At 42.8% G+C, this 18,688-nt stretch carries 21 protein-coding genes and 1 pseudogene; 8 read left to right on the forward strand and 14 right to left on the reverse strand.

Going from position 1 to position 18,688, the window contains the following annotated elements; genetic code table 11:
* Positions 1–187: 187 nt before the first annotated feature.
* From RMY31_RS12210 to RMY31_RS12220, 3 genes are all read right to left on the reverse strand, one after another.
* The gene (locus RMY31_RS12210) at positions 188–4,594 is read right to left on the reverse strand and encodes a DUF4347 domain-containing protein (protein ID WP_409877851.1); all 4,407 of its coding nucleotides are present in this window, start codon (positions 4,592–4,594) and stop codon (positions 188–190) included.
* Between the two features lie 430 nt (positions 4,595–5,024).
* Complete coding sequence (gene cysC, locus RMY31_RS12215) at positions 5,025–5,618, reverse strand: adenylyl-sulfate kinase (RefSeq protein ID WP_409877852.1); 594 nt, start codon at positions 5,616–5,618, stop codon at positions 5,025–5,027.
* A gap of 105 nt (positions 5,619–5,723) precedes the next feature.
* On the reverse strand, positions 5,724–6,827 hold the full coding sequence (locus RMY31_RS12220) for a TIGR03032 family protein (RefSeq protein WP_409877853.1): 1,104 nt from the start codon (positions 6,825–6,827) through the stop codon (positions 5,724–5,726).
* 399 nt (positions 6,828–7,226) lie between these two features.
* On the opposite strand from RMY31_RS12220, the pseudogene RMY31_RS12225 reads away from it, so the two are divergent.
* Positions 7,227–7,328: pseudogene (locus RMY31_RS12225) on the forward strand (IS630 family transposase); the annotation flags it as partial.
* Between the two features lie 9 nt (positions 7,329–7,337).
* On the opposite strand, the gene RMY31_RS12230 reads toward RMY31_RS12225, so the two are convergent.
* From RMY31_RS12230 to RMY31_RS12245, 4 genes are all read right to left on the reverse strand, one after another.
* Complete coding sequence (locus RMY31_RS12230) at positions 7,338–8,012, reverse strand: hypothetical protein (protein ID WP_409877854.1); 675 nt, start codon at positions 8,010–8,012, stop codon at positions 7,338–7,340.
* The gene (locus RMY31_RS12235; RefSeq protein ID WP_409877855.1) at positions 8,009–9,643 is read right to left on the reverse strand and encodes a hypothetical protein; all 1,635 of its coding nucleotides are present in this window, start codon (positions 9,641–9,643) and stop codon (positions 8,009–8,011) included. Before RMY31_RS12235 ends, RMY31_RS12230 begins: the two co-directional genes overlap by 4 nt.
* A gap of 54 nt (positions 9,644–9,697) precedes the next feature.
* Positions 9,698–9,874, reverse strand: coding sequence for a hypothetical protein (locus RMY31_RS12240; RefSeq protein ID WP_409877856.1), 177 nt, complete (start codon positions 9,872–9,874; stop codon positions 9,698–9,700).
* Positions 9,875–9,955: 81 nt separating this feature from the next.
* Positions 9,956–10,084, reverse strand: coding sequence for a hypothetical protein (locus RMY31_RS12245; RefSeq protein ID WP_409877857.1), 129 nt, complete (start codon positions 10,082–10,084; stop codon positions 9,956–9,958).
* A 988-nt stretch (positions 10,085–11,072) separates the two neighbouring features.
* On the opposite strand from RMY31_RS12245, the gene RMY31_RS12250 reads away from it, so the two are divergent.
* Positions 11,073–11,210, forward strand: a complete 138-nt coding sequence (locus RMY31_RS12250) for a hypothetical protein (protein WP_409877858.1) — start codon at positions 11,073–11,075, stop codon at positions 11,208–11,210.
* Between the two features lie 11 nt (positions 11,211–11,221).
* On the opposite strand, the gene RMY31_RS12255 is transcribed toward RMY31_RS12250, so the two are convergent.
* Positions 11,222–12,076: a hypothetical protein gene (locus tag RMY31_RS12255; protein ID WP_409877859.1), complete on the reverse strand. Its 855-nt coding sequence runs from the start codon at positions 12,074–12,076 to the stop codon at positions 11,222–11,224.
* Complete coding sequence (locus RMY31_RS12260; RefSeq protein ID WP_409877860.1) at positions 12,030–12,218, reverse strand: hypothetical protein; 189 nt, start codon at positions 12,216–12,218, stop codon at positions 12,030–12,032. The genes RMY31_RS12255 and RMY31_RS12260 overlap by 47 nt, the downstream gene beginning before the upstream one ends.
* A gap of 96 nt (positions 12,219–12,314) precedes the next feature.
* On the opposite strand from RMY31_RS12260, the gene RMY31_RS12265 reads away from it, so the two are divergent.
* A complete protein-coding gene (locus tag RMY31_RS12265) occupies positions 12,315–12,497 on the forward strand; it encodes a hypothetical protein (protein WP_409877861.1) in 183 nt (60 codons plus the stop codon).
* Between the two features lie 17 nt (positions 12,498–12,514).
* Here RMY31_RS12265 and RMY31_RS12270 read toward each other — a convergent pair whose 3' ends face one another.
* The 4 genes from RMY31_RS12270 to RMY31_RS12285 all read right to left on the reverse strand — a co-directional run bounded on the left by RMY31_RS12270 (position 12,515) and on the right by RMY31_RS12285 (position 15,023).
* Complete coding sequence (locus RMY31_RS12270; RefSeq protein ID WP_409877862.1) at positions 12,515–14,158, reverse strand: hypothetical protein; 1,644 nt, start codon at positions 14,156–14,158, stop codon at positions 12,515–12,517.
* Complete coding sequence (locus RMY31_RS12275; protein ID WP_409877863.1) at positions 14,139–14,339, reverse strand: hypothetical protein; 201 nt, start codon at positions 14,337–14,339, stop codon at positions 14,139–14,141. Before RMY31_RS12275 ends, RMY31_RS12270 begins: the two co-directional genes overlap by 20 nt.
* 19 nt (positions 14,340–14,358) lie before the next feature.
* Complete coding sequence (locus tag RMY31_RS12280) at positions 14,359–14,490, reverse strand: hypothetical protein (protein ID WP_409877864.1); 132 nt, start codon at positions 14,488–14,490, stop codon at positions 14,359–14,361.
* A 263-nt stretch (positions 14,491–14,753) separates the two neighbouring features.
* Positions 14,754–15,023: a hypothetical protein gene (locus tag RMY31_RS12285; RefSeq protein WP_409877865.1), complete on the reverse strand. Its 270-nt coding sequence runs from the start codon at positions 15,021–15,023 to the stop codon at positions 14,754–14,756.
* A gap of 194 nt (positions 15,024–15,217) precedes the next feature.
* Here RMY31_RS12285 and RMY31_RS12290 point away from each other — a divergent pair, with 194 nt between their 5' ends.
* The 3 genes from RMY31_RS12290 to RMY31_RS12300 all read left to right on the forward strand — a co-directional run bounded on the left by RMY31_RS12290 (position 15,218) and on the right by RMY31_RS12300 (position 16,280).
* Positions 15,218–15,787, forward strand: a complete 570-nt coding sequence (locus RMY31_RS12290) for a hypothetical protein (protein ID WP_409877866.1) — start codon at positions 15,218–15,220, stop codon at positions 15,785–15,787.
* A gap of 106 nt (positions 15,788–15,893) precedes the next feature.
* Positions 15,894–16,091 carry a hypothetical protein gene (locus tag RMY31_RS12295; RefSeq protein ID WP_409877867.1) on the forward strand — a complete coding sequence of 66 codons (198 nt, stop codon included), beginning with the start codon at positions 15,894–15,896 and terminating at the stop codon, positions 16,089–16,091.
* A complete protein-coding gene (locus RMY31_RS12300) occupies positions 16,092–16,280 on the forward strand; it encodes a hypothetical protein (protein ID WP_409877868.1) in 189 nt (62 codons plus the stop codon).
* A 27-nt stretch (positions 16,281–16,307) separates the two neighbouring features.
* On the opposite strand, the gene RMY31_RS12305 is transcribed toward RMY31_RS12300, so the two are convergent.
* On the reverse strand, positions 16,308–17,093 hold the full coding sequence (locus RMY31_RS12305) for an Rpn family recombination-promoting nuclease/putative transposase (RefSeq protein ID WP_409877869.1): 786 nt from the start codon (positions 17,091–17,093) through the stop codon (positions 16,308–16,310).
* Between the two features lie 238 nt (positions 17,094–17,331).
* Between RMY31_RS12305 and RMY31_RS12310 the strand changes: the two genes are divergently transcribed.
* Both RMY31_RS12310 and RMY31_RS12315 read left to right on the forward strand, forming a co-directional pair.
* Entirely contained in the window at positions 17,332–18,195 is an 864-nt protein-coding gene (locus tag RMY31_RS12310; protein WP_409877870.1) for a hypothetical protein, read from the forward strand.
* Between the two features lie 72 nt (positions 18,196–18,267).
* Positions 18,268–18,627, forward strand: coding sequence for a hypothetical protein (locus RMY31_RS12315; RefSeq protein WP_409877871.1), 360 nt, complete (start codon positions 18,268–18,270; stop codon positions 18,625–18,627).
* The last annotated feature ends 61 nt before the right edge of the window (positions 18,628–18,688 follow it).

Genomic DNA, 18,688 nt, shown 5'->3' on the forward strand with positions numbered 1-18,688 from the left:
ACTGTGCCACCTTCATTGGATGAGGTCGAAAGTTTAGTACTTGCTTAAGCGCCTGGAATCCTTGTAAATCGAGGCTTTTTGTTGATTTGTTAACAAAACTTTACAACGTGTCCCATTTTGCACGTATCTCGGCGGCCACCCTCCCTCGGCTCTCCCAGTAATTGCAGTAATTGTAGTATAGGAAAAGTTAGACGATTACAGTAAAATTAGTATTCGTCAACATTGCTTGATTCGAGAACTGAGCGATTTGAACTTGTGCTGTACCACCGACTCCATCTTTATCAAAGAATAAGTTACCCGTGGTTTGATTGTAGATGAAGCGATCGCTTGCGGTTGTCGCACTAGTCCCAAGACGGAACAAGCTTTCTTCAAGTACCGTATCTTGAGATTGGCTCAATCCAAATTCTGCTTTGGAAACGAAAATAGTATCTTCCCCAACAGTGAAATCAGTAACAGTATCATAGCCTCCAGTTCGGCTATCAGCCAGGTTGAAGCGATCTCGACCACTTCCACCAGTCAGCGCATCTCGACCGATTCCACCACTGAGCAAATCGTCATCCGTACCACCGAACAAGGTATCATTGCCGGAACCACCAACCAGACTATCATCGCCATCAACTCCATTTAAGGTGTTAGCACCAGTATTTCCCGTTAGAATGTTATCGAGGATGTTGCCTGTACCATTGATTGCCGAGCTGCCAGTTAAGGTCAGGTTTTCTAAGTTATCTGCTAACACCCAACTTACTGAAGAATTAACTAAATCTGTGCCTGCATCTAAGCCTTCGACAATCGCATCGTTGAGGTTATCTACAGTGTAAATGTCATTGCCGACTCCACCATCAAGACTGTCAGTTCCCGTACCTCCATTCAAAGTGTCATCGCCTACACCACCGAACAAGGTATCATTGCCGGAACCACCAACTAGACTATCATCGCCATCAACGCCATTTAAGGTGTTAGCACCAGTATTTCCCGTTAGAATGTTATCGAGGATGTTGCCTGTACCATTGATTGCCGAGCTGCCAGTTAAGGTCAGGTCTTCTAAGTTATCTGCTAACACCCAATTCACTGAAGAATTGACTAAATCTGTGCCTGCATCTAAGCCTTCAGTAATCGTATCGCTAACACTGTCTACAGTGTAAATGTCATTACCAACTCCACCATTAAGACTGTCAGTTCCCGTACCTCCATCTAAGGTATCATTGCCCGCATCACCTAATAAGGTATCATTGCCGGAACCACCAATGAGGCTATCATTGCCATCAACTCCATTCAAGATGTTAGCACCAGTATTTCCCGTGAGTATATTATTCAGGTTGTTACCAGTGCCATGGATTGCCGAGCTTCCAGTTAAGGTCAAGTTTTCTAGATTGGCTCCCAACACCCAACTTACTGAAGAATTGACTAAATCTGTGCCTGAATTTAAGCCTTCAGTAATCGTATCGCTGAGATTGTCTACAGTGTAAATATCATTGCCTTTGCCACCAATAAGACTGTCAGTTCCGACACCACCATCCAAGAAATCATTTCCATCACCACCATCAAGGGTGTCATTATTACCAAGTCCTTTGAGCGTGTCATTGCCCTGTAATCCTAAGATGATATCCATGTTCTCCGTACCAGTCAGGCTGTCTATACCTGAAGTACCATTAATGACGTTAATCACTGTCAGTGTAAAAACATCACTAACAATTGCCGTTCCATCGCTGGCGGTAACTTTGATATTCAGGCTACCAACGTTATTAGTTGTGGGAGTACCACTGAAGGTAGTGCCATTGAAGGTCAACCAACTAGGAAGTGAGTCACCATTTTCCAGCGTGGCTGTGTAGGTGAGATTTCCACCATCCACATCGGTGAAGGTGTTTGCTGGTAGGGCAAAATTGAAGGCGGTGCCTATGGGAGTTGTTTGGTCAGCAATGGGGTTGGCAACAACTGGGTCATAGTTAAATGCTCTACTGTTGTAGCGTCGAGCATATATGCCATAATCAGAACCGTCGTAATCATAGTTGTGCCAGGAAATTACAAAATCTCCATCTGCATCCATCGCTACTGAGGGGTTAGCTTGATTGCTGTTGGTGTCAGTATTGACTTTAAATTCTCCCCCAATAGCTACCCCAGTACTGTTGTAGCGTTGAGCATATATGCCATAGCCAGAGCCGTCTCTATAGCTATTCCAGGAAATTACAAAGTCTCCATCTGCATCCATTGCTACTTTAGGGTTAGCTTGATAGCCGTTGGTGTCAGTATTGACTTTAAATTCTTCCCCAATAGCTACCCCAGCACTGTTGTAGCGTTGAGCATATATGCCATAGCTAGAGCTGTCTTGACCATAGTTTTCCCAGGAAATTATAAAGTCTCCATCTGCATCCATCGCTACTGAAGGGTTAGCTTGATAGCTGTTAGTGTCAGTATTGACCTGAAATTCTCCCCCAATAGCTATCCCATCACTGTTGTAGCGTTGAGCATATATACCATAGCCAGAGCCGTCTTGACTATAGCTTTGCCAGGAAATTACAAAGTCTCCATCTGCATCCATCGCTACTGAAGGGTTAACTTGATAGCCGTTGGTATCAGTATTGACCTGAAATTCCACCCCAATAGTTTGCCCATAAACGTCGTAGCGTTGAGCATATATGCCATAGCTAGAGCCGTCGTAATCATAGTTTTCCCAGCAAATTATAAAGTCTCCATCTGCATCCATCGCTACTGAGGGATTAACTTGATCGCTGTTGGTGTAAGTATTGACCTGAAATCCCACCCCATCACGCAACCCACTGCTGTTGTAGCGTTGAGCATATATACCATAGCCAGAGCCGTCTTGACCATAGCTTTGCCAGGAAATTACAAAGTCTCCATCTGCATCCATCGCTACTGAGGGGTTAACTTGATCGCTGTTGGTGTAATTGTTGACCCGAAATTCTCCTCCAATAGCTACCCCAGCACTGTTGTAGTGTTGAAAATATATGCCATAGCCAGAGCCGTCTTGACCATAGCTTTGCCAGGAAATTACAAAGTCTCCATCTGCATCCATCGCTACTGAGGAGTTAACTTGATTGCTATTGGTGTAAACAGTATTAACAGGGCTAACGTAATTAGCAATAGTTTTATTGGTTGTTCCTCCAGCAACACCCGTTAGTGTCCCTGAGTTGAGTAAAATTGAAACGTTTTTGGATTCATAGTTAGCTACCGCTAAGTCAAGGTTGTCATCTTTATCGAAGTCTCCTACTGCAATGGAGGTGGGATTTGTTCCCGCGTTAAAGTTAGTGGCATCTCCAAAACCACCACTGCCATTACCCAACAGTATTGAAACGTTGTTGGATTCAAAGTTAGCTACTGCCAAGTCTAATTTCTCGTCTCTGTTGAAGTCTCCCACTGTCACAGAAATAGGAGAGCTTCCCACGTTAAAGTTAGTGACAGTTCCAAAACCACCGCTGCCATTACCCAACAGTATTGAAATGTTTCTGGATTCTGTATTTACTACTGCTAAATCAGATTTGCCGTCATTGTTGAAGTCTGCCACTACCGCAGAATTAGGAGCGTTTCCTACATTAATGTTGGTAGCAGTTCCAAAACCACCACTGCCATTGCCCAACAGTATTGAAACGTTGCTAGTGTCTGGATTCACTAGCACTAAATCAAATTTGCTATCTTTGTCAAAGTCACCCACTGTTATATACATGGGAGGGCTTCCTACATTAATGTTGGTAGCAGTTCCAAAACCACCACTGCCATTGCCCAACAGTACTGAAACATTGTTGGAGTCATAGTTAGCCACCACTAAATCAAATATGCTGTCATTGTTGAAGTCTCCCACTGTCACGAAAAAGGGAGCGCTTCCCACACTAAAATCGGTGGCATCCTGAAAACTACCACTGCCATTGTTCAACTTTACTGAAACTTTGTTTAAGTCATAATTAGTCAGGGCAAAGTCAGAGTAGCCGTCTTTGTTGAAGTCACCCACTACCACGGAACGGAGATTGCCGAAATTGAAACTATCTCCTGCGACAACGTTAGTAGCAGGTGTAAATAAATCGGGTAAAATTGAGCGGTAAGTCTTCGTTACCTCTGGTGTTAAGGCTAAATCTGACTCAATTGAGCCAACCTTTACTTCTAAATCCCAGTCACCCCCCAACTCCGCATTACCTGTGATGTCATTAGAAGCTGCCACATCTGCACCCGTAATTTGGCTCAAACGCTGCACAAGAGCTTGATCCAAAGCTGCTACGTTGCAAGCGTAAAGCAGAATGTCGGCATTATCTGTTAAATAATTTTTCCATTGTTGTAACTGATGCGTGTAGGAGTTCAAATTGTTGGCATTGAGTTGAGTAGCTCCTATTTGTAAACTACCTTCGCTGCCGTGGGAGATAATTTGAACTGATTGATATTGGCCACCCCGCAAAGCTTCAGTGATTTGTGCTACTCCATCTCTGGTGGAGTCAAGGATTACTACACTAGTGCCTGGTTGGATACCAGCAATCAAACTCTCGTAGTCGATAACTGCTGAATCGATAAAAACAATATTGAGATTTGGCATTTGTAATTCCTGTGCAAAATTTGTTTGGATTTTAGAAGTTTTGTGTTTTCGTTGTTGCACGATGATTATTTTTGGCAACTCGAAACTAATGATTTTAATCTCACAGCACTAAACGGGAAACGGACGATGCTCCGCCCCACTGGAGGCAATCGCTCTATTGCAAGAACAACCCGAACTGCTCTGTGGGATACTAGCCGATGCCAGAGTGTGATTGGCTAAACGCAAACGTACAGGACTAATACGCCGGACTTTAGCGATGGTGTAAAAGTATAGCGGTTAAAGTTTTTATCACTTGACACAAGCGATCGCCCCTTGGATGTCAAATAAGGTATGCCAAATCAATTCGTGCATTGCAATCAGTGGTCTACAATCTTGAACTGATTGTCTTTAATGCGCGAATTTTGAATTTTAAATTGGAGCAAAGCGACTTGACCCTGGAGATCCCAACCTCCAATGATGCGATCGCCTCAGTGGTACTCTCTAAATTTCTTTAGAAACAGCCTTGACCAGAAAGCACTAATTGTGGTAATTGATTTGCTTTTTCTAACCAAATCAAAATTTTCACAACGCTCTCATCAATAGTTTCTTTGGCAGAATAACATGTAATCTGAGGATTTCTGGGTTCCTCATAAGGGTCATCAATTCCTGTAAAAAACTTGATTTGACCGTTACGGGCTTTTGCGTATAAACCCTTGATATCCCTAGCTTCACAAACTTCTATAGGTGCATTGACATATATCTCAACAAAGTTGTCACTAGAATAACGTAACTCATCTCTAACAGCACGGTAGGGGCTGATGAGAGATACGATGACTATCACTCCATTGCGGCTGAGTAGGTTTGCAACATAACCAACGCGTCTGACATTAATATCGCGGTCTTCTTTAGTGAAACCCAATCCTTGAGATAGATTTTGGCGAATAATATCTCCATCCAACAATTCAACTAAGTATCTTTGTTTGCGGAGTGTGTTCTCTAATCGCTGTGCAATTGTAGTTTTGCCTGCTCCACTAAGTCCTGTTAACCACAAGATTAGGCCATTTTGTTTCATATACTGAAATTTCCTCTTTTGCGCTGAAGGCAAACAAACTCCTTATACCAATTCTCTAAAATAAGGCAACACATTCAAACTCTAAAAGCCTTGCCATATTTGACTTTCTTAATTGGAATTGCGAATTGCGAATTGCTATTAGTCATTAGGAATCACCGCACTCGGTCTTAGCCAATAGTTCAACTTTGGTGCAGTAAATGCTTGGCGGATTTCTTTTCTTTCCGAATTCAAAACCATCGGACGCTGTACGCCAGCAAGAAACTGCACATCATAAAGTTCTTGAGTGCCTGTGGTGAACTTCAACATCCCCACCTGCTGCCCATTTCGCAAATCCACGACTGCCACCCCACAGAGCAACTGCTCAAACCTTTGAGTAACGGGCAACCCTCCAAAAATATGCCGTTCCCGAATCTGGCATAGTCCGACTAAGGCGTAATACCCGACGCAACACAACCCCCGCAAAAATCCAGGTAGTACACAAACTACCTGTTTGTCTCCAGATTCGGGATGAATGCGCCAGACTTCCCCAGCACCAGAATTGAGTAACCACAAAAACCCGTCATGCCAAATTGGAGAATGGGGCATTGATAATCTATCTAAAACAATTTCATTGCTCTCCACTTCTACTACGACTCCACCGTTGGCTTTACCCGGTCGCCATCCTCCCACAGTATCTGTCGCACCCAAGGCAGTGACATACTTGGGTTTGCCATCCACCATTGCTAAACCATTCAGGTGGCAGCGGTCTTCTGGTACGACTTGGGAAATAAACTTCGGATGCCAGCGCGGTACAAAGCTAAAGTCTGGACTCAAGGCAGAAAGACAGGAAAAACGAGTGTTGACTATCCACAGCCCTTCTCGACCAAATTCCAGGTCGTGAATGTTCAAGTCGCCTGTGAAGTATGTCATCCGTGGCAGGTAAAGAGCATCGTAGCGTCCGGGCTGGTCTTCTAAATACTCATAAGCTAATGTTGGGGCATTAGCTAATAAATAGACTTCGTGATGGCTAGCCAGTGCCAAGCGCGAACCATGAACTGCTAAACCCATTGGTTTAGAAAATTGGCGTAACAGCATGGTAATCTGTTGCCCATTCCAGCCTACTAGTGCTAGTTTCCCAGCTTGGTAGGTGGTGATAGCAACTGAACCTTCAGCTTGACTCAGCCAAGAGATAAAGCCGCGATCGGCATCACATTGAATTAAGTTATTTTCTTCTGAGACAGTAGTGCTAGAAGTAATGACCATAAAATTACTGAGTGGGAAAAATTTAGGAAACTTGTCGAAGTTAATGGGGATAAAGCTCAAGCAGAGATGGCCCAACTATATAACCAGGAGAAATTAGTGAGCGCATAATATTAAGGGCTTTAAAAAATTGGGTTCACACACAAAAAAAACTTATGGCTATCAAGAAAGAGATGAAGTTAAACGACAAGAATTTCGAGAAGAGATCCAGAAGTATAAAAAAGAGTCAATCGTCTGTATAGATGAAGCTGGGATGAATAATAGAGATGATTATGCAGGGCGAACGCATCTAAAGTATAAGAATCCTTTAACAGGAAGGGTTTCGGCGTTTTTGAATTTAGCCTATTTTTCGTCAATATCCCTATCCGGCAAGGGGTTCAGAAATACTGTGCATTCGCCCTGGATGATTATGGCTATGGTTGGAATGAAAAAGGAAAGTGATTTCATGCACTCAAAAGTGGGAAGAGACAAGGACGAGTTAATATGATTACTGCCTACTGTAATGGACTCTGATCAAACGAAAGCAATATAGTCAATCCGTATAAAATCATCGCGTTGGCAATTGAAGGGACTCAATCTGGTAGCTGCATAAGCCTGCTGTTCATACAGGAAGTCTTCTACAAAGCTATATGCATTCTCTATTTCCCCTGCTGTCAGTTGCCGAAACTTTGACTCAAACAGATGTGGTTCAACAGTCCGTTCTGGCGCGTCCAGCAAAGCTTCATCATGAGTATCTTGCCAGATTGCCTCATCAAACTCCAGACGCTCCATCAGTTCGCCGTTCTCCCAATAAACGTAGCCAATGGTAAAACCAACATCATCAACCCAATAGTAAATTGTCCGGGTGTGTAGCCTTTGAGAAAGAGACTGAGCCTGTGACTCGCAATTCCATGAACTAGGTACAAAGCGCTCAAAACAAGCATCGGATGTGTCAGTGGAAACAGGGGTATACTTATCAGTCGTAGATGCGTTTAAAACTCCAGTCCATAGGTGTCCTCGAAATTGGAACACCAGTAGTCCAGGATTTTGAATGTTTTGGTCGATAACATCACGTTCCCAGCGCCCCCCCAACTGTGCCAAAATTTCAGCTACTTGGTCAAGAGGGGCATCTATCAGCAATCCTTCAGCAAGTGTATCTATGTCTTCCAATCCATAGCGTTCTTCAATGGGAGGTTTTTCTGGAATCATTGTTCAAACTTTAGAGAAGAGGGACGACCTGCGGGAAGAGGTTCTAAAAGATTTGGAGGATAACCATTAAATCTGTTCTTGTTTAGAAGTATACCATACCCCATCTGTAGATTATCCTCTGTTAAAACTCCATTGGTATTTCGTAGACAAGCTATCATATGGTATACAGCAACTGGAGTAAAGGGGATACCAGGAGTTTCACCTGCATAGTCTAATACACCTTTGGTGACACCTACGTCTGATGTAGTCATGTATACGAGACTACCTATAGGATGTTCATCTTTGGGTACGGGTGCCATAGCTGCTGTCGAGTAATGGGACAAGTAGTCGAGGTAGCCTTGGGTTTGGTACTCAGCAGTTTTGAGTTCGATGTTCTTTCCTTCACGTATAGATTTGGCCTCCCAGAAAGTACTTTTAGGATATGGAATTATTTGAGGAGGACCACCGTTAGGGGGAGTTTTTATGATAAATCCGGTTTCTACCGCTTCTGGTACTACACTTGCTAGCCGTCCACGCTTTCTATACCCAGTTTTATTAAATCTTTCTGGCGATTTGAAAGGCTCACCCTTATTTTTATTGAGTATTTGACTTTTCAAAGCAAAGTTTTCAAAAGCTTCTCGAATCTTGTAGTTACTGGCTCCAGGCCTTATTCGCTTTGCTATTTGGGAGAGTTGACTTTGGGTTAGCGGAGTTCCTATCCCAGCGCAAGATTGTTCAGCCACGGTTTGTGGGCCTATAACTACGGCATTGTTACTGATAGATGCAGAGTCTTGATTGGTTTGTAAATCAGGTATTTCCTCTTGATCATCGTAGTTTTCTTCATCCTGTAATTGTGACTGGATTGGTATAGAATATGTTGGTTGAGGTATTTCAGATTCAGGAAAATCCTTACTTGATAAGGATTCAAGAGTATCACCATCTTTTAGATAGTTTGGATACAGTCGGGGAGATTGTTTTACTGTTTGCAACGTGAAACATACATTGTCAATAGCAAAGCCAACAGGCTCATTTCCTACAGATTCAATGCGCCATTTAGCTACGGGTAAGCCTTCAACAGTAAATGTAAAGATACCCTCTTCCGTATTAGTTCTTTGTTCTATAAGTTTGCCTTGACTGTCATATAATTTCAGGGTTGTGCTACCTAAGCTGTTAAAATAACCAGCATCCAGTTGAAAATTAACAGCAATTACTGGTGTTACTCCATCCTTTGGGTCTACAAAAGTACCTTCAATTGCACCTAAAAATTGTGGACTCCCTGAGAGGACATGACTTGTAGGATTAGCACCATCTGTGGTAATGAACGGGTTGTCTCCACTAAAAATAATCCCTTTGTCACTGTATTGGCTATTGATAGCCGTATTCAAGGTATATTCACTGAAGCTAATACTGTTGCTACAACTAGATGCTTCAAAGGTTCTAAGCCTTTGTGTTGGAGCCACATGATCGGGTGAAGTGCTAGGGCTTTGAGTGGAAGTATCATTTAACTTTTGGGCTTGAGTTGGAGGAATAATATTATTGAAAACTATTAATCCAAGTAATCCATAAGATATTAAATTTTTCAGTTGAAAACTGAAACACAATAACTTATGAGAAGCTCGATCAATAGTAAAAAAATATTTTGTTTTATTCATGATTATTTATTAATACACTACATTTGTACGGCTTGTGAGAACTGGTGTCCATCTTTAGCGCTCATATCTCAGAGCCTCAATGATGGTATTAATTTTCTCTAGGGACATCCCATCCACTGTTTCTGGCGTAGCGCCTGCTGTCATTGCACCTGTGTTGCTGTTTAGCTTGGCGTAGGCGCGTAAGTACAAATTTGGGTTGTATAGCAGTCGATACACATTTTCTACTGGCAACCCACGTTGTCCACGCTGGCTCTACGTATGATGTTCAGTAACGTTTCGGCTGTTCGCATCTCGCGTACCTCTCGATGTCTGTTACATCCAATTACCTGTGACACTTCGCCCTGTAAATGGTTCTCCCGTTTTCCAAAGGTGCGGCGTTACTCCCACAACTACTATTGTCACTCCGTTACCATAGGACTCGCGTCCCGTAGGCAATCCCATGTTCCGTCACTGATGAACATATAAAGAACGACTTAGGCTCCTACTCATGTCCTTAAATGAGTTCATTACTCATCGTTTATCAGTCAGGGCGTACCATAAACAAAAGTCGAATTTATGGCTACCGATAACATCGGTGTACAAACGTGATACCGAAGGATGTGCAGTTCCACCACTGGACATTAGGGTTCAAGCATTCAGCTTTAACCATATCGTTCAGGCGTTGCAAAACCGTAACATGCACGTTTTCTGTTACTTTCCGCTTTCCGAACATGCTCTTGTCCCCTCGCCCTTTCGGGTCTAGGTAAGTTGTTCACCTTAGAATCAGTTGCCCTGAACTCCAGCCAATTGTGTTGGCAATTCAATCAGTGCGTACCACGGCGCACATTATTCACCGCACACGGCTACTCAATGTGCAATCTTATTGTCATTAGCAGACTTGTGACTGCTATCAACAGCAGTTTTTCCATCGTGGCAATGTCGATGTAATAGCTGAAGATTTAAAAATAGGGAAACTACATCAAAATCAACACCCTAAATGCATTCCCCTAGTAATAGAAGCGCAATTGATGTGCTGTTGTGCTGTATTAAAATCTATATTGCAGCGCAGTATAGCTTTTACTTGTTTGAGGCTATCAAAATTCAAAGCTTGATGAAGTAATTAGATGTACTTCTGCTGCTTTTTTGATTGTTTCATGATGATGATATAGCCTAAAACATTTAAAGACAAGTATTTTTTATCACACAATAATGTGACAGAGATCACCATCAATTTACTCATTGTGTACCTATGGACTGAACAATAATACAAAAGGATAATTGAGTAAAATTTGCTACCATAATTAATAATACTTTACTTAATACTTTGCTTTTGAGGTATGCGAAGTGCTTGGTTATGGGGAAGAAATTGATTAAGTATAAATCTCTATTGTACGTTAAGAGATATACATGACAAACCCTTACACCTGTGGCTTCCATGTAGGGCTACAATTTGCGTAACCGTTTAGTTAGTGATGTATCTTATGATGAGGGTACAGAATTAATCCAATTTATCAACGGCAAAGAAATAACTGTAGAGATAGCATGGCGTTGGAAGTGGAAACGAGTTCTGAAATATGCGAGTAGTTAAAATGGCAATCGCTACTCCTCCCACTTCACCAGTACCCCATCCACAGCCACCAATCCCCACTGCGGAAACTTTGCTACCAGCTTCTTGATAACGATCTGCAAAGCTGGATCTTCCTGCCAGCACTCCAGCAAAAACTCAAACCCAGGATTTTCTTTTAATACCTCCGCCGTCTTTATTTTCTCTATCCTCCAGGGTCGTGCCTTTGATCGAAGGGCGATCGCCTCACTCGACCATTTATCAGGCTGTGGCACGGACAGCGCGGAACTTTGATCTTCACGATGGTCTTTTGGTTCTTGTCTAGAAGATGAGTCATCAGCCATCAACGAAGCAGATAGGCTCGGTTGAGCTTGGTTCTGGGACTGACTGAGGTTTTCAAAATTTACAGCAACGGGCGCGGCGGAAAATATGTCTTCATGAGCAGCTTTCACCTCATCACCCAAATCTGGTTTTTCTTCCATCAACGAAGCGGATTGACTCGGAGTAGCATCCACAAGCGTCAGCGAAGTACAGTCCGTTACCGCAGGTGACTCTTCCTTCTCTTCCACGCTTTCGAAAGTTTGAGGCGACGCGCCCCCAAAAGGCGCGTCAGCCGTCGCATCTTCACACAAATTTTTGTCTTGCGTGGAAGAATTACACCTCACAAACTCTACTGAAGAGTTTGTGAGGTGTTCCTGAACAGTTCGTGAGGGTTTCTCAAACCCTTGCTCTCTTTGAGTTTCATCTGAGATAGACGCTGTGTATTTACAACGCATTTCTTCAAGGGCAGCATTCACACCTGTATTTTCAGCACTTAATTGTTGTTTTGTAGAATCTGGTTCCTCAGCGTTGGCCTTCTCCCAGAAATCCTTCATCCTGCTGCCGTGCAAATTCCGTACCATCCAGCCAACAGTCTCGCGTCCGTCCTGTATCGACTTGTCCGGTTTGAAAATGAACAGCCCACTTTCCGAGAGAATTTTCTTTGCACAGATGAAACTGCTGTAACCCAAAGCTGTAGACAGGGACATCCATCGGGAACCGTAGGGATCAGATGTCCAGCATTCCTGCCATAGCTGATTAACGGAGGGCTTTTGTTGTGAAGCCCACAGCATATCTTCAATGGGAATAATGACATGCAATCTCTTGTATGGGGATTGTGGTTTGTCTTTAGCAGCAGGCTTTTTGGGTTTGGGACGAGCGATAGTTGCAGTCATTAGGCTACCTCATATTTATGTTGACGCATGGAAATTTCCCCTGGCGCGATCGCAGGGTTGTTTTCTGGATATTCATATTTCTGGGTTTAAGAATTAGGGCTGAACCAACTAGAGTTACAACAGCCGCAAGTCATCCTTGAAATATCTGTCAGTCTTCTTAGGTTTATCCTGCCAATGCTCCCAAGCCACTACCACTTCATCTCCTAAATCCTCTATTACCTCACCCTTCTGCACATATAAAGCAGAGTAAGTGTCAGCATGAGCAACGATAGAACCAAGCCTAATAACAAAAGCGCAATCACAAGGAGTTCCTTCGGCAGGGTTTTTTTGAGGAACCATTGGTTCCGTAATTTGTGAGGATTCGGCTTTCTCAAGAGCAGTGATTAACTCTATTTCCTGGGGTGTTAACTCTGCCCAATAGTCGTTTTTGATAACCTCGTACTCTTGCGCCACTTCTAAATAGTCCCACCAGCTACACCCAGGCTTGGACAAAACAGCCCGAATATCGCTAACGGCTTGGGGTAGTAGTTGTAGCTGTTCGGCTCGATATGCGATCGCAATTGGTGTCGGTTCACTTCCTAGGATTAATGCCGCAGCTTCCAACGCTTTGGTATTGTTCATGGCACTGGCCAGATTACCTAAAGCGATACCCATCAGCCTGAGACATTCTTGAGCATTTTCTTTAGGTGGTTCAACTGCCAGTGATCGCAAGTCAATTGTTTTATCCAGGGCTTGCTTGACTTGCTTGTTCAGTGCCTTAGTTGCTTGTTTGGTGAGAGTATTCCCCCATTCTTGGGCGGGACGTTCTTGTACAGCATTTTCTAGTTCCTGAATACGTCGTTGTAACCGTTGGTTCTCCAGTTCTAGCTGCCTTAGCCCCTCCAACTCGTCCAATCGTTGCTGTAATTGGATGTTTTCTTGTTTCTGTTGTTGAAACAGGTTTTGTAAAGCGCCCAGTTGTTCAGTTACTTGTTCTTCTGCCTTAGCAGCAGCTTCCGCTTGTAGCCCAATTCTCAATTCTTGCTCCAGCCGTTCGAGTTCTTGCTGGTGCTGTTGTTTGAGTTGTGCAATCGCTTCGGTGTATTCTTTGGGGTAAGTTCGCTCGGTGGAGAATGGAACGCTTGGAGCATCTAAATCATTATTGTTAACCAGTTCCTTGCTACCATCATCGAAAGTTACAATCTGCTGCCAGTAGTTCGGGGGGTCTGCTTCTATGGTTCCTGAGTCTCCATGCCTGTGATGAGTTGGTGACGTAACTGTGACTTTGGGGGAAGGGGGAACCATTGGTTCTTGAATTTTGGGAACCAATGGTTCCTGACTTTTTTGGCGTAGTAGACGAGGAACCACCTTGTTAGCCGCAGCAGCAAAGTCTGATTCGCTGGGTGAGGGGTTTTCAGAGAGTGCGATCGCAACAGCCTGTTTTAGTTTTTCTGGTTCCTTGGCTAACCGCAGTAAAGGACGGGCTTGACGCTCATTCTTGATGTGTTCGCCCAATTCATCAGCTGTTTCTTTAACTTTTTTCGCTCCTAGCAGTTGGTTGATTCTGCGGTAGCCACCCCAGGCGGATAGTTCGGCTTGGCAGTAGTCTTCAAAACTTTTATAGCCAGCTTCACAGTAAAGGTGTTTTTCCCGCATCTGTAATACTTCATCAACAGCCTGCCATTCAAAGCGGTCGATAGCAGTAAATGTTTCTTTGATGCTGGTGTTGAGAATGTTATAGCTGGGTGCTGATGTTTTTTCACGGTCTAGTGTCAGCATGATTATTGCCCACGCTTGGTAAATGCTGAAAGTCATCAGGAGCGCAATTAACACCAAAGTGAACATCCATGCTGAAGTTTGGACTAAACCCTAAATGTGTCAGCATTATGATTAGCTCACTTTGTAATAAACGGATTGAGCAGGCGATCGCATAGCTTTGGACGGCGGCGATCGCTTTCATTATGTAGTAAGGGAGTTAATTACTCAGATAGCTTGTTTTCTGCTTCACTACCAAACTGCCTGAGTTGGATATCTACCACAATTTGAGAATAAAGTTGTTGTGATATCGGCTTTGGTATTGTTTTAATCTGGTCTAGTCTGTCATGGGTCATAGCTTAGATATAGTTTTAATTAAATACCAATGGAGCTAATAAAGTTTTGCGATCCTTGGAAAAAGCAACAATAGCTCTATGGAATTGATGGAGGTTTTAGGTGACTGCCTTGATAGTAATCAGTCACTTGTATTGATTATACATACAATTTCCATACAGAAGTGAACCTAAAAAAACTTAACCCGCTGAATCGTCAGCGGGTTTGTCTTTAAGAAGTTTTAGTAATTGTTGGTGGGTACGCCTGAGAGCTTGATTTTCTTCTCTCAGGCTGATAATTCCCCCAGGCATTGCTGATGCTTGTTTAAAAGTTGTGTATGTTCATCAAGAATTTGCTGCATTTCTTGGATTTTTTGCTGCAAATCAATCACATTTGCACCTTGAATTTCTTCTTGTGCTGACGCGTTTAGGTACTCGTTGATCATTCGTGAGAGGACTTCAGTAACAGTCTTGCCCTCAGAGCCAGCCTTGCGCTTTAAAGCTTCCCTTATCTCTTGAGTAGTTTCAATCGATATAAAAATTCTGCCTTTAGCCATAGCCTTTAATAATTCTGCATTTCTAGGTCAACCTCTAAGTTAACCAAGTTTGAACTGCCTTTACAAGTGTATTGATTAATCGTATTGACAATCAATACATTTGCCCATACAATATATATAGATAACAAAAGGCGAGCGCTCATAGCCTGGAAAACTCAAGCGATCACCTTTCCTCTAGAACAGAGATTTTAATTATGACGCATATAACGCAGACACAGCAAGCAATTGCTAGCGACTCTTTTGATGAACAATCCCTAGCTCAGGCAGAACTCTACACTCACCTGGAAGCCCAAGCCCAAACCGTCGCTCCAACCCTAGACCCTTTAACCGACAGAGATCGCCGCATCATTGCAACCATCATCGAACGCACCCCCGAAGAAATCAAAACTATATGGATTGAAGCTGGAATCACAGTATGGGTGCAGCTAGTGGACGGCGGACGACTACCATTCGAGCGAAACTGGTTCGCTACACGAGTTCAAGAAGTCAAGGCAACACTCCCCGAAACCCCACGTGAGCGCAACGAACGCCTCAGCGCAGAACTGGAAGCAGCTTGCATCAAATTTGGTTTGACACACGGACAAATTGACTGGCTCTCCTTCAGCACAACTCTCTACCTGAATCACTTGTGTATTGGCTTCATCGGGTACAACAGGGCGAATCAATGGTACAGCCGACGCAATCAGTTGGGGGGCAGTCGGACAGCAGACAGCGTTGATGCTGCGATCGCATCACTCGGAGTAAGGCAACCTGTAGCGGCATAATGCCAATTCGCAATTCGCAACTCGCAATTCGCAATTGAACTAACTGCGAATTGCAAGTAATGATGCTGCACTCTTCAATTAACCGCAATTAAAAGAGGTACTGCAAATGACTAAATCTCGTAAAAATGCCTCTGATTTGACTGCTGCGAATTTACTAGATTCGCTTCGTTGTTGTGGCGGTTCTGTTCCGTTGCACAGCATCAAATTCTCTCAACTTGTAATTCAAGCACTGTTGGATCGGGAATTAGTGAAGGTTACGAACACGGGCTGCGGGTTTTTATTACAAGTGACTGAGGAAAAATAAATGGAAGCAATCGAAATGCTACAAACATTCAACGAGTGCTACGGGAAGATTCAGGCGATCGCACAAAATCCGAAGTGGTTAGAACTATCAAATCGCAACGATGTTGACTCTGAAATGAAAACGCATTTGGGGGATGTGTTGCACTATTTGGAGGGGCGATGGAGTGCATTGAGCCGTTTGTTGAGGTGAAGGTAGCTGAGGAGCAAGTATTCTAAGCTACTCGTTGGTTTGCTGCTGCTGCAACTCTTGTAGTACTTCTAGTGATAAGCCTGTCAGTCGAGCGATCGCGTCAACAGCCATTCCCTCGGCTAACAGGTTAAGGGCGATTTCACGGGCTTTTTCGTTCCGTCCTTCTTCAATCCCTTCTTCTTTGCCTTCAGTTTTAATTGATTGATAAATAACTGACTCACGCATAATGTCCTTCCTGAATAAACGCCCAATCACTTCTTGATCTAATATTAACCCAGCCAGAATTGCACTAGCAGCAGCAATATTACTTTGTGTCCGCCTTTCACTAATTTTATCAATGGCTGTAGCTACTTGTTGTAATGTACTCGCTTTATTTTTGGTTGCACTTAATACAGCGAATGGCAGCAACCCTGGGGCTTTCAAAAATATTTCTGGTGGTTGTTCCCACAAACGAATTACTGAAAATTTATACTGAAGATTTTCAATACTAAAGGTGGTTTTATAAACTTCTTCGGATGTAGTTTTATCCAAGTAAATTACCACTTGTTGCATTCGTTTTTTGGGAAAGCGGCGATATGCACGTATGCGATAATCAAGCATACGAAAAGGCATATTTTTATCAGGTTCAGTTTGAAATTCTATGTGTAGAATAACTTCATCCGATTGTAACAGGATTAAAGTGTCGGCACGAATTGGTTCTAAGGATAATTCTGTTGGACTTAACTTAGTTAAAGTAATAGATTTACCTAATAGCCAAGTAGCAAAATCAGGAGAATACAGTTCAGCAATAAATTTGCAAGTATTGTCAAACATGAATAGGTTTTATTGATGTATTTAGTTAGGAATTGTTGCAAAATCTTAGACAATTTTGTAGTTAAAATAGTTACAATAATAAATTATAAACCCTATGTGTTACTTTTTTATAGTTTTCTTTTCAAGAATTAAGAGCTTTGCTAAAAGTTTAGAAGTTTGTCATTCTACTATTTTTAATACTGAATGTACAAACATCTTGTCTAAAACAGTATTCAAGAAGAATTGGAGCTAGTTGCTAATGGCTGAAATCAAACTAGGCTTAGGTAATCCACCGCTACCCGTTTACTTGTACGTTAAAAAGTTAGAGCTTAATGGTCAAGTTTATGGCTGGTATAACTTTGATGTCGCTTTGGACAAACAGACACCTGTACCCCAAAGAGCATTAACAGGTTATCTGAGTGAATTACAATTGACGGATAAAGACTACAAAGGTAAAGACAACCTGAAGTTAGACATTTTTATCTTGGCTGATGAACTTTATGTAGTCAGAAGCGGTATTGAGACTAATTTCACTAAGTCTTTTTTACTCGCAGCATCGGTTGTAGAAGATTTCTCTAGACCTCTAACAATTGTTGCTACTCCTGGCGAGGAAAATGTCGTCTTTTGCACCTTGTATGATGCAACAACCAAAACTAAAATTCGTAGAGATTGGGATGCAAACGCTGACTGGGCAGGGCTAATACAGCAGATTCAAGCAAAATTATCTGGCAGTCCTAAATATGATTTGGAGGAAGATGAACGCGATCGCCTCGTTGTAGAACCACCCTCTTCAACCTCGACAAAACCTGTTGTTCATCCTCAAGATGCGCGAATTAAACAGATTCGTACATTGTTAGATTATCCAGTTGATTTGGTTAAAGAGTGGTTGCATTTCCAAGACGTGAAATTTCCTAGTCAATTACCTACTAACAAGGTCAATGAACTAGTGAAAACCATGTGCTTGGCTTGGGCGGCTGACAAACTTGAGAATCCCAATCATGCCTCTAATTCCTACCAGCAGCAGGTATTAAGCGCGATCGCTAGTGGTGCTGATGAAACCGCAGCGATCAAAGCGTGGATGAATTATGTAGTCGGGCAGAGAACTGCTGTAAGTTCTCGGTAAAAATTTAGGTTTATTCAAGACAGTAATAACTGTCTTATTTTTTTCATTACACAGCGTATCGAGGAAATTCTTATGACTCAACAAAAACGTATTACAGCCCATCAGACCAAGCAACAACAAGGCATTTCAATCAATACAATAATTATCCGTAAACGACGCACTATGAAACGATTTCAAACACAGGATTTCGTCAACCATGTTTTGTACCCAATCACGATTAGCTCTTTGATCATCACCGCGTTCATGGGAGTGACTGCATTAGGCTGCTGGGGATTCGAGATTATTGCAGACAACTCCAAACCAACGATAATCAGCAACCATCATTGGCGATCGCAAAAGAACATCTGCTTGGGCATGATGACGGTAACATTTTCGGTCTTTCTTGGCAGTGCTTTGTTAGGTGGATGCTTGAGTAACGGTAATGAGGATTGACAAAGCGATTGGCTATAAAAAGCGCGATCGCTGTCCACTCCTACAGACTTGAACCGATAAG

Source organism: Dendronalium sp. ChiSLP03b, from assembly GCF_034531165.2.
In the GTDB taxonomy this organism is placed as follows: domain Bacteria; phylum Cyanobacteriota; class Cyanobacteriia; order Cyanobacteriales; family Nostocaceae; genus Dendronalium; species Dendronalium minutum.